The organism is Mesorhizobium sp. M7A.F.Ca.US.006.01.1.1 (assembly GCF_003997935.1).
GTDB lineage: Bacteria > Pseudomonadota > Alphaproteobacteria > Rhizobiales > Rhizobiaceae > Mesorhizobium.
The window spans coordinates 1-10,646 of record NZ_RZQL01000240.1 but is presented as its reverse complement, the minus strand read 5'-3'; the positions used below and the strand labels follow the sequence as shown (position 1 = coordinate 10,646).

Genomic DNA, 10,646 nt, shown 5'->3' with positions numbered 1-10,646 from the left:
CCGTCTCGGAAAGGCTGAAGGCGACGGTCAGGGTGTTGCCGCCGACCGGGCCGGAATAGGCGCGGTACTCGGCGCCGGGCGGCACGCCGGGCATTTCGGCGTCGAACATCGAGAAGCCGTCGGGAAGCCCTGCCGCGGTGAAGTTGCCTGCCAGACGATTGCCCGTCGCGTCGGTCAGCGAAAACAGCTGCTCCTTCTTGAGGCTGCGCAGGGAGTGGCTGCCGACGGTTTCGACCAGTTCCTTGAGATCGTTCTCGGCATAGGTCGCGGCGACGACGGCGTAGGTCTCCTTGATGGTGTCGTCGAGCCGCTCGGCAAGATCGGCGCTCATCATCTGGTAGACGATGGCGCCCGACAGGACGAAGGCGAGCACGAACAGGAAGGCGAAGGTCAGGGCCAGCCGGAACGGCGTGCTGCGCAGCAGGCGGGACCATGTTCCGGTCATGATGGCGCGTGCAGGCTGTAGCCGGTGTTGCGGACGGTGTGGATGAGCTGGGTTTCGAAAGGCTTGTCGACCTTGGCCCGCAGCCGGCTGATATGGGTCTCGACGACGCTGGTCCTCGGATCGAAATGAAAATCCCAGACGCGCTCCAGAAGCATGGTGCGGGTGATGACGCGGCCTTCGCCGCGCATCAGCACTTCCAGCAGGCTGAATTCCCTGGGCTGCAGGTCGATCGGCTGGCCCTGCCTCGTGACCCGCCGCATGATCAGGTCCATTTCGAGGTCGGCGACCCGCAGGACGGTTTTCTGTTCCTGCGCCGCCGGCCTCCGGCCAAGCGCGTTGATGCGGGCGAGAAGCTCGGAAAAGGCGAAGGGCTTGACCAGATAATCGTCGCCGCCTGCCTCCAGGCCCTCGACGCGGTCGTCGATGCCGCCGACGGAGGTGAGGAAGATCGCCGGCGTCCGGACGCCCGCGGCGCGCACCGCCTTGACCATCGACAGGCCGTCGAGGCCGGGGATCATCCGATCGGCAACGATCACGTCGTAATTGCCCCGGGTCGCCGCGAACAGCCCGTCATGGCCGTTGCGCAGGAGATCGCAAACATGGCCGGCCTCGGTCAGTCCCCTGACGATATAGTCGGCCGTCCTGTGGTCGTCCTCGACGAGAAGCAGTCGCATGAAAGGTCCGGTCCGTTGCCGAGATGGAAAGGCTATCACCGGCACGGGTCCGTTCCTAGGATGTCACGAAGGCGCAGGCATTCGGAGCGGCTTCTCCCAACTTCGTCATCGTCGGGTCCGCGCTGCGTCGCTACGCACCTTGCTCCGCGCGCGGATGACGAGGCCAAGGCTTCAGTCCAGGTCCAGCAACAGTTCATCGGCTTCGTCGGTTGTCCCCTTCAGGGTCATGTGCAGGACCAGCGCAATGATGCAGCCGAGGAAGAGCAGGCTGGTGAAGATGGTGCCGAAGCCCAGGCCGCCATGCCTGGCCGACCGCGACAGCAGGTCGCCGAAGGAGGCACCAAGCGGCCGCGTCAGGATATAGGCGAGCCAGAAGGCCAGGATGCCGTCGAGATGCAGCAGCCAGTAGGCGAGCACGATGAGCGCGATGGCGCCGCCGAACAGCAGGCCTGTGGTGAGGTAGCCCATGTCGAAGCTTTCGGCGACGAGATCGCCGGCGGCGGTGCCGAGCGCGAAGGTCAAGAGGATCGCCAGCCAGTAGAAGATCTCGCGCCTGGTGGTGAAGATGGTGTGGATCGACAGCGTCCGTTCGCTGGCGTACCAGACCGCGAATGTCGCGGCGAGCGCTACCGTGAAGGCGATGGTCGTCGTCTGCAGGCGCACGCCGAAATTGTCGACGAGGTTGTCGGTGACGAGTGTTCCGACGATGCTGATCAGCACCACCGCCAGCCAGTAGGCCCACGGCACGTAACGCTTCTGCGCAAACTGCAGGACGAGAGCTACGATCAGGATGCCGGTCATGATCAGCGAGGTGGCGGTCAGCCCAAGCCCGATCGTGTCGGCAAGATAGTCCGCCGCGGTCTCGCCCGTGGTGACCGCCATCAGCTTGACCAGCCAGAAGCCGAGGGTGACGTCGGGAACCCTGTTGTGGCTCGGTGCGGCGGGTTGTTGCCTGTGGGGCGCGAGCATGGCTGAAGTCCAGAGGTCGACGGTTGCGGCGGGGCGGTGGCGATCCGACCCGCGCATCGTAAGCAAACGAGTTCACACCGGCCTGTCCGGCGGCATACAAATTCGTAAGAATGGGGCGCAAACGGCATTGCGAATGCCTGGCGATGCGTTTGATGAATGCGGCGCCTTGCATCCGCCATCGCCGCTCAACGGCACGCTGATGGCGGACGCGCGCTCTAGTGATCGGTGGTTCTAGCTGCCGAGCGGATGCGGCATGTAGCCGACGAAGCCTGATATTTTCCAGCTGCCACCGACCTTGCTGCAGAAATACAGCGTCTGCCATTTCAGGCGGTCGACGCTGCCGTCCGCCTTGGCGACCGAGCCGTCGAATTTCTTGTGCAGCACGGCGCGGTCGCCGTCGACGTCGATGTCGCGCATGTTGGTGACGCGAAACAGCGCCTCGCGCAGCGGCTCGGCGAATTTCGTCGCCGCCGTCTCCTTGGCCTGGCGCAGCCATTCGTCGCGATAGATTTCGAGCCTTGGAAACTGCAGCCGCCAGGCGTCGGCATTGCTGAGGAAATGCGCATGCATGCCGAAGAAGCTCTCGGCGATGAAATCATCCTCGACCATGGCCCAGTCCTGGCCGATGAAGGCGTCGATGTCGCGCCGCACCAGCATTTCCCACAGCGCGTGGCGGTCGGCATCGCCTGATGGAAACGGGTTCTTGTCGTAGGTCATTGCTGGGTGTCTCCGCTCTGGCAAATGCGTCTGTGCGGTGCGGCTTACAAGCCGTCCGTCAGCGCGTACGATGCAAGCGCTCTTGTAATAAAGCAACGCGGATTTCGAAGAATGTTGCTTTCCAACAAGGCCCCTATGAGGATCGCCCCGATCGGCGTAAATGTCGATCGAAGCGGGCGCGCTGCCATGGCACCCGGTCCTGTCATCAGAGGAGGCTTGTCCCTTGCCGAAACAGTGTTTTGGAACGTCGCATGTGCCGTTGTCGCCAGCTGTGCGGGCCGGCGATCTCGTCTATGTCTCGGGCCAGGTTCCCGTCGGCAGCGACGGCATCGTGGTCAAGGGCGGCATATCGGAACAGACCGAGCAGGTGCTCGCCAACATCAAGGCCGCGCTGGCGCTGGCCGGCTGCACAATGGACGATGTCGTTAAGACAACCGTGTGGCTGGAAGACGCGCGCGATTTCGGCGCCTTCAACGCGGTCTATGCCCGGCACTTCCCCAAGGACCCGCCGGCCCGCACCACGGTCGAATCGCGGTTGATGATCGATATCAAGATCGAGGTCGAGGCGGTCGCCTACCGGCCTCTGTAGGCAAAGCAACGAAGCGGAGGTGACCCCAATGCAATTCGACCTCCTGCTGAAGGGCGGACGGCTGATCGATCCGGCCGCTGACCTCGACGCGCTACGTGATGTCGCCATCGCCAATGGCCGCGTTGCGGCGATCGATGCCGATATCCCTGCGGACAGCGCCGCGCAAATCGTCGATGCCGGCGGCTGCATCGTCACGCCGGGCCTGGTCGACCTGCACAGCCACGTCTATTGGGGTGGCACGTCGCTTGGCGTCGATGCCGACCGGCTGGCCGCCAAGAGCGGCACCACCACCTTCATCGATGCGGGCAGTGCGGGCGCGGGCAATTTCCTCGGCTTTCGCCGCCATGTCATGGAGCGCTCGAAGGTGCGCATCCTGGCCTATGTCAACATTTCCTTTGCCGGCATTTTCGGCTTCTCGCAGACGGTGTCGGTCGGCGAGTGCAGCGACCTCAGGCTCTGCGAACCGCGCGAGGTGGTTGCGGCAGTGCGCGAGCACCGCGATGTCGTGGTCGGCGTAAAGGTCCGCTCGGGCAAGCATGCCGGCGGCACCAGCGGCATCGCGCCGGTGGATCTGGCGCTGGAGGCCGCCGACCAGGCCGGCCTGCCGCTGATGGCGCATATCGACGAGCCGCCGCCCGGCCGTTCGGAAGTGCTGCCGCGGCTGCGCAAGGGCGACATCCTCACCCATTGCTTCCGTCCTTTCCCCAATGCGCCGGTGTTCGCCTCCGGCGCGGTGCGGCCGGACATGCGGCTGGCGCGCGAGCGCGGCGTCATCTTCGACATCGGCCACGGCATGGGTTCGTTCGATTTCGCGGTCGCCCGCGCCATGCTCGAAGAAGGGCTGGCGCCGGACGTGATCTCGAGCGACGTGCATCTCTACTGCGTCGACGGACCGGCCTTCGACATACTGGTCTGCATGTCGAAGCTGCTGGCGCTCGGCATGCCGCTGGTCGAGGTCCTGCGCGCCGCCACGCAAGCGCCGGCGCGGGCGATCGCCAGGCCTGACCTGGGCACGCTGGCGGTCGGCACCGTCGGCGATGTCGCCGTGCTCCGGCAGCGCCCGGGCCGCTTCACCTTCGTCGATGCGGTCGGCGCGTCATTGGTCGCTGATCAGAGGCTGATGTCGGAAGGCATCGTCATCGGCGGCACCTGGTGGCCGAACGAGGCGGCTGATCACAACGAGACCGAGCGTTTTGTGGCGCATGCCGCGCATACGCATGTCGAGGTTGCGGCGAGGCACTTTGGGCATCGGCATGATTAGCTGATCTCGGCAGGTTGTGCCTGTCTTGCGGCGGCTGCGCGTTTGGCGAATGGCTTCCCCCACTCCGTCGCCGCTTCGCGGCGCCACCTCTCCCCCCTCCGGAGGGAGAGGAAGGGAGCCAGCCTGGATAAGCTCGCGCCTTTCCTCTCCCCCGTCGATCGGGGGAGAGGTGTCGAGCGTAGCTCGACGGAGTGGGGGTCGACCTCTTGCGCAGATGGAGGAGGTACTACCGGCCCGAATTGCTAACCGCCCCGTAAATCGGCGTCGCAATCCCCTCCATCCGCGCCTTGATCTGCAAAGCCACATATTTCGAATAGAAGCGCGACAGCGCCAGATTGCCGCCGTGGAACCACAGCGCTTCCTGGGCGGTCGGCTTCCACATGTTGCGCAGCTCGCCTTGCCATGGGCCGGGGTCGCCCTTGACGCCCGAGCCAAGACCCCAGCACGGGCCGACCTTGTCGGCGACTTCGCGCGAGACGATCGCGGCGACATTCTCGTTCATCGACTGATAGCCGGTGCAGGCGATGATGGCGTCGGCCGCCAACTCGGTTCCGTCCTCGAACAGGATGCCTTCAGGCGTCAGCGATTTGATGGCGACGCCGCTGCGGACGCCGATCTTGCGATTTATGATCAGGTCGGAGGCGCCGACATCGATGTAGTAGCCGGAGCCGGTGCGGTAGGCCTTCATCAGAAGGCCGGTCTCGTCGTCGCCGAAATCGATGGCGAAGCCGGCGGCGCACAGGCGGTCGTAGAACGCAGCATCGCGCGTCTTGATCACCTCGTAGAGCGCCCGCTGGCCCTTGGGCACCAACGCGAACGGCGTCGAGGCGACGATCATGTCGGCCTTCTCGGTGGTGATGCCGCGTGCCAGTGCGTCTTCCGAGAAGATCTCGAAGCCGACTTCCATCAGCGTGTCCGACTTGACCACCGTCGTCGGCGAACGCTGGATCATGGTGACCTCGGCGCCGCTTTCCCAGAGGTCGACGCAGACATCATGGCCGGAGCTTGCCGCGCCGATGACGGCGACTCGTCTGCCGCGGAATTTGTCGCCGCTGGCATACTGGCTGGAGTGCAGCAACTCGCCCTTGAACCGGTCGGCGCCCGGAAGATCGATCCGCCGTGGCGGGCCATAGGCGCCGGTGGCGAAGACGATGTGCTTCGGCTTCAGCGTGATCTGCCGGCCGACACGGTCGACCACCACGGTCCAGACCTTTTCGATCTCGTCATAGCTGGCGCTAAGGCATTTCGTGGCGACCCAATAGTTGAGCTCCATGACGCGCGTGTACATTTCCAGCCAGTCGCCCATCTTGTCCTTGGGCGTGAACACCGGCCAGTTTTCCGGGAAGGGAATGTAGGGCAGATGGTCGTACCAGACCGGATCGTGCAGCACGAGCGTGCGGTAGCGGTTGCGCCAGGAATCGCCCGGCCGCGCATTCTTCTCGATGACGATGGTCGGCACGCCGAGCTGGCGCAGCCGCGCGCCCAGCATGATGCCGCCCTGGCCGCCGCCGATGACCAGGCAGTAGGGCTGTTCATCAGTGCCGAGGTCGCGCGTCTCGCGCGCCCGCGCCTCCGACCAGGTCTCGCGCTGGGGATCGGCCTTGTGGCGCACGCCGAGCGGCCGCGCCGCCCCCTTGCGCTCCTCGAACCCTTTCAGGTCCGTCATTGCCGTGAACAGCGTGCGGCAGCGGCCGTCGCGCAGCCGCATGATGCCCTCTCCCCTGGCCACTGCGGTTTCGAAGCTGAACCAGGCCTCGATGGTGCCATCGTCCGAGATCGCCTCGCCGGTCAGTTGCCACGCGCTCGGCTTGGCGGTCGCCAGCGTCGTCGCCAGCATGTCGGCGATCGCCACGCGGCCTTCCATGGTCGTGATGTTCCAGGTGAAGGTCAGGAGATCGCGCCAGTAGCAATCGTCGACGAAGAGGTTGGACGCAGCGGCCACGTCGCCGGCTGCGAGTGCCTGCGCCAGGGATTCGAGCCATGCGGCTGCCTGTTTCGTTGGTGCTATTTCGAGCATGTCTTCCCTCTTTGAGCATGTGCCCAAGCCAAGTTGGGACCGTCAATTGTTGAACTCGGCGCCGCCCCTCATCCGCCTGCCGGCACCTTCTCCCCGTGAACGGGGAGAAGGGAGCTAGTCTCCGAGCGGTTCCATTTCCTTGCCGGTGCGGTGGATCTGGGCGTTGTATTTGATGCGGCGCACCGTCTCGCGGGCCGAGCCGTCGAGCTTGTAGGCGGAGGCCACCGCCAGAAGGTCGATCGCCGCCAGGAAGGCGAAGCGCGACGCCGTCGGCTTGAGCGTGTCGGGGTATTCGGGCACCGCCACCGTCAGCCTGACGTCGCAGGCGCGGGCGAGCTCGGTGTCGGGCGCGGTCACGGCGATGGCGTTGGCGCGGTAGTGCTTGGCGAGCTCGACGGCCTCGATCACCTCGCGGGTGCGTCCCGTCGCCGAAATGGCGATCACCAGATCGCCCGGCTTGAGCGTCGAGGCGGTCATGCGCATCAGATAGGGGTCGCACTGGGCGCTGACTGTGATGCCGTAGCGGAACAGCCGGTATTGGGTTTCCTGCGCCAGTGCCGAGGAGCTGCCGCCGAGGCCGAAGACCGTGACCTGGCGCGCCTTGGCGATCAGATCGGCCGCCTTTTGCAACTGCGCCGGGTCGAGCTGCCGCTCGGCCTCCTGCAGCGCCCGCCTCGCCTCGCCGAACACGGCGTTCCAGAACGGCATGCCATTGTCATTGCTGACGGAAGGCGACTTGGCCAGATAGAGCGCGCCGACGACGAGGCTCTGCGCCAGCTTCAGCTTGAAGTCGCGCACGCCCTCGCAGCCGATGGCGCGGCAGAACCGGGTCACCGTCGGTTCGCTGACCCCGGCGCGCTGGGCAAGGGCGGCGTTGGACGCGTCGACGGCGTATTTGACATCGTCGAGAACGACATCGGCGACACGCCGTTCGGCCGGGCGCAATTCGCTGTAGGAGTCCTTGACCAGCGAGATGATGTCGGGAATGCGCCGGACAGGATCGCGCCCCTCGGTATCGGGGCCTGGAACAGGCTCGTCCTGGTTGCCAGCTTCGGTCATGGGCTCCTGGTCTTTCCCTGGGTTGCGAGGCTGCCGTCTTAGCATGTTTGCACGCCCTGGCTCCACGTGCCCGACGGCATCGCAACCGCAGCGTGTCGTTGGGGAAAGCTCACCTTCCTCCGTTCCTCTCCAGCCCGTGTCAGTCCGGAAGTATGTAGGAAAGCAACATGCATTTCAAGGCCGTAAAACCGATATTAAAACAAGCAGATAGACATACTAATCGATTTTCATGATACGGCGACCATCGTCGGTGCTTGACAGGAAAGTAGGATAGTTACAGACTGATTTCGCTGGGGATGAGCCAATGGATCATCGCGCAATCTTCCCGGGGGGCAGATGAACACGGGCGATGCAAAAAAGCCGAAGCTTGGCGTGCAGGCAGCGACCAAGATCTATCACACGGCCTCCGGCGACCTGCTGGCGCTGGATCGTTGCAGCCTCGATGTCAGCGCCAATGAAATCGTCTCGATCGTCGGCCCTTCCGGCTGCGGCAAGACCACGCTCTTGTGGTCGATGTCGGGCCTGCACAGCCTGACCAGCGGCGAGATCCGGCTCGATGGCAAAGCGATCACCGGTCCTCATCCCGATATCGGCATCGTCTTCCAGGAGGCGAACCTCCTGCCGTGGCGCAATCTCGACGCCAACATCCGTTTTCCCTTCGAGATCAAGGGCGAGAAGCCGGACCGGGCGTGGATCGCGCATCTGCTCAACCGGGTCGGTCTCGACGGCTTCGGCGGCAAGTTTCCGCGCGAGCTGTCGGGCGGCATGCAGCAGCGCGCGGCGATCGTGCGGGCGCTGGCGCTGAAGCCCTCGGTGCTTTTGATGGACGAACCGTTCGGCGCGCTCGACAGTTTCACCCGCGAGGAGATGAACCGGCTGGTCGAGGAGATCTGGCTCGACACCAAGACAACCATCGTCTTCATCACCCACTCGATCGAGGAGGCGATCTTCCTCTCCGACCGGGTGGTGGTGCTGAGCGCCCGGCCGGGCCGTGTCGCCAAGGAGTATCGCGTGCCGTTTGCGCGGCCACGCTCGCTGGAGATCATGGCGACGAAGGAGGTCTTCGACCTCACCAACCGGATCAAGATGGACATTGTCGGCGAGCGCACGCGGCCAAAAGCCCCGGAGCGCCCGAGCGCCGAAATCGTGAGGATCAGGCCGTGAGCGGGGGCGATGCCATTCCGGAATTCTCGAAGTCCAAGTCGGGTGCCAAGTCTGGCGATGGCCACGAGGTCAGCCTGACCAATCTGTCGGCCTTCGCCAGCGGCCCCGGCATCAAGTCGGGCAAGGAGGTGGCGGCCATTCTTGCTGTGGCGGTGATCATCATCGGCGGCATCGAGCTGGCGTTGCGGCTGTTCCACGTGCCGCTCTACATCATGCCGCCGCCAAGCTCGATCGCCTATGCACTGTTCGACGAGTTTCCGCTGATCGCGCCGCATCTAGGCTACACGCTGGTCGAGCTGGTGTCCGGCTTCACCATCGGCGCGATCGTCGGCCTGGTGCTGGCCGCCGTCATCACCCAGTTTCCGTTCGCCGAGAAGATCGTCGCGCCCTACATCCTGCTTCTGGTCACCACGCCGATGCTGGCGCTGGTGCCGCTTCTGATCCTGCGCTTCGGCTTCGGCTACACGCCGCGCATCATCGCGGTGGCGCTGGCCGCCGGGCCGATGGTGATGATCAACGCGGCGACAGGTTTTCGCCGCGTCGACAGCGCCAAGATCGCGCTGGCGCGCTCCTATGGCGCCAGCACCTTGCAGATATTCTGGAAGATCCGCGCGCCGATGGCGCTGCCGATGATCTTGGTCGGGCTGATGATTGGCGCCATCTTCGGCCTGCTGACAGCGGTCGGCGCGGAGATGGTCGGCGGCGGCTTTGGCCTCGGCAACCGGCTGACCACCTATTCGTCGATGATCCAGATGCCGCAGTTCTTCGCCGTGGTGCTGATCCTGTCGACGCTCGGCATCCTGATCTACGTGCTGTTCTTCCTGATCGGCAAGAAATGGGCGAGCTGGGAGGCTTGAACACAGGGATATGACGACGTCCGGGAGGCGGGCGGCAAGAGACTGACATCAAACAAAAAAGGGGAATGCCATGACCAATAATCTCTCGATCAACCCGGCGGGGATCAGCCGCCGCACTTTCCTGCAGGTGACCGGCGCCGGTCTGGTGACGGCCACGGCGCTCGGCGCCACCGGCCTCAGGGCCAGGGCCGAACCCTACGGAAAATTCACCTGGATCTCGCCGCGCGGCACGCTTGAAGTGCTCGACGACTATCCCTACTGGGCAGCCAAGAAGGCCGGCTATTTCGATGGGCTGGACACCGACATGCAGCCGGGGCCGTCGGACGGCACCGCGACGGTGAAGTTCGTCGATGTCGGCCAGGCCGATATGGGCTTCCCGTCGCCCGGCGTGTTCTCCTTCGCAATCCAGAACGGCATGAAGCTGAAGTCGGTGTTCCACATGGGCGCCCGCGACACGTTCAGCATCGCCTTCCGCAAGGGCGAGGGATCGAACGATCTGAAGAAGCTGGAAGGCAAGACCATCCTGCTCGGCTCCGCCGCCTGGCAGTCGATCACCGACCCGCTGCTGGCCGCGCAAGGCGTCGACATCAAGAAGGTGAAATATGTCGAGGCCGGCTGGCCGACCTGGGGCACGGCGCTGGCCGGCGGCCAGGGCGACGCCGCCCTGTCGTGGGAAGGGCTGCGCGCCGAATGGATCGCCAAGGGGCTCGACTTCGAATACTGGCTGGGCGTGCAGAATTCGAAGCTGCCGGCCAACACCTTCGTCGTGCGTGCCGCCGATCTCGAGGATCCCGACCGCAAGGCGTTTTTGGAAAAGTACCTGCGCGGCTGGGCGATGGGCCTCGAATTCGGCTACCAGAATCCACGCGCGGCGGTCGAAGCGGTGTTCGAGCA

General features: G+C 64.7%; 11 protein-coding genes and 1 pseudogene. 6 read left to right on the top strand and 6 right to left on the bottom strand.

Annotated elements, in window-relative coordinates; translation table 11 throughout:
• The 3 genes and pseudogenes from EN943_RS29940 to EN943_RS29930 form a co-directional block, all read right to left on the bottom strand.
• Positions 1 to 445, bottom strand: a pseudogene (locus EN943_RS29940) (two-component sensor histidine kinase); the annotation flags it as partial.
• Complete coding sequence (locus tag EN943_RS29935) at positions 442 to 1,119, bottom strand: winged helix-turn-helix domain-containing protein (RefSeq protein WP_127415733.1); 678 nt, start codon at positions 1,117 to 1,119, stop codon at positions 442 to 444. The gene EN943_RS29935 and the pseudogene EN943_RS29940, both read right to left, overlap by 4 nt.
• Before the next feature lie 171 nt (positions 1,120 to 1,290).
• Positions 1,291 to 2,088 carry a hypothetical protein gene (locus EN943_RS29930; protein ID WP_127415732.1) on the bottom strand — a complete coding sequence of 266 codons (798 nt, stop codon included), beginning with the start codon at positions 2,086 to 2,088 and terminating at the stop codon, positions 1,291 to 1,293.
• On the opposite strand from EN943_RS29930, the gene EN943_RS29925 reads away from it, so the two are divergent.
• Positions 2,087 to 2,323, top strand: a complete 237-nt coding sequence (locus EN943_RS29925) for a hypothetical protein (protein WP_127415731.1) — start codon at positions 2,087 to 2,089, stop codon at positions 2,321 to 2,323. The genes EN943_RS29930 and EN943_RS29925 overlap by 2 nt on opposite strands.
• Here EN943_RS29925 and EN943_RS29920 read toward each other — a convergent pair.
• Positions 2,320 to 2,805: a hypothetical protein gene (locus EN943_RS29920; protein WP_127415730.1), complete on the bottom strand. Its 486-nt coding sequence runs from the start codon at positions 2,803 to 2,805 to the stop codon at positions 2,320 to 2,322. The genes EN943_RS29925 and EN943_RS29920 overlap by 4 nt on opposite strands.
• A gap of 223 nt (positions 2,806 to 3,028) precedes the next feature.
• Here EN943_RS29920 and EN943_RS29915 point away from each other — a divergent pair, with 223 nt between their 5' ends.
• Positions 3,029 to 3,394: a RidA family protein gene (locus tag EN943_RS29915; RefSeq protein ID WP_027037525.1), complete on the top strand. Its 366-nt coding sequence runs from the start codon at positions 3,029 to 3,031 to the stop codon at positions 3,392 to 3,394.
• A gap of 28 nt (positions 3,395 to 3,422) precedes the next feature.
• A complete protein-coding gene (locus EN943_RS29910; RefSeq protein ID WP_127415729.1) occupies positions 3,423 to 4,655 on the top strand; it encodes an amidohydrolase/deacetylase family metallohydrolase in 1,233 nt (410 codons plus the stop codon).
• 226 nt (positions 4,656 to 4,881) lie between these two features.
• Here EN943_RS29910 and EN943_RS29900 read toward each other — a convergent pair whose 3' ends face one another.
• Both EN943_RS29900 and EN943_RS29895 read right to left on the bottom strand, forming a co-directional pair.
• Positions 4,882 to 6,672, bottom strand: coding sequence for an NAD(P)/FAD-dependent oxidoreductase (locus EN943_RS29900; protein ID WP_127415728.1), 1,791 nt, complete (start codon positions 6,670 to 6,672; stop codon positions 4,882 to 4,884).
• A 114-nt stretch (positions 6,673 to 6,786) separates the two neighbouring features.
• The gene (locus EN943_RS29895) at positions 6,787 to 7,731 is read right to left on the bottom strand and encodes a MurR/RpiR family transcriptional regulator (protein WP_127415727.1); all 945 of its coding nucleotides are present in this window, start codon (positions 7,729 to 7,731) and stop codon (positions 6,787 to 6,789) included.
• A gap of 336 nt (positions 7,732 to 8,067) precedes the next feature.
• On the opposite strand from EN943_RS29895, the gene EN943_RS29890 reads away from it, so the two are divergent.
• The 3 genes from EN943_RS29890 to EN943_RS29880 form a co-directional block, all read left to right on the top strand.
• Positions 8,068 to 8,895, top strand: a complete 828-nt coding sequence (locus tag EN943_RS29890) for an ABC transporter ATP-binding protein (protein ID WP_027037522.1) — start codon at positions 8,068 to 8,070, stop codon at positions 8,893 to 8,895.
• The gene (locus tag EN943_RS29885) at positions 8,892 to 9,752 is read left to right on the top strand and encodes an ABC transporter permease (RefSeq protein ID WP_127383345.1); all 861 of its coding nucleotides are present in this window, start codon (positions 8,892 to 8,894) and stop codon (positions 9,750 to 9,752) included. Before EN943_RS29890 ends, EN943_RS29885 begins: the two co-directional genes overlap by 4 nt.
• 70 nt (positions 9,753 to 9,822) lie before the next feature.
• Positions 9,823 to 10,646: ABC transporter substrate-binding protein (locus EN943_RS29880; RefSeq protein ID WP_127415726.1), on the top strand; the 824-nt coding region annotated here is incomplete at its 3' end.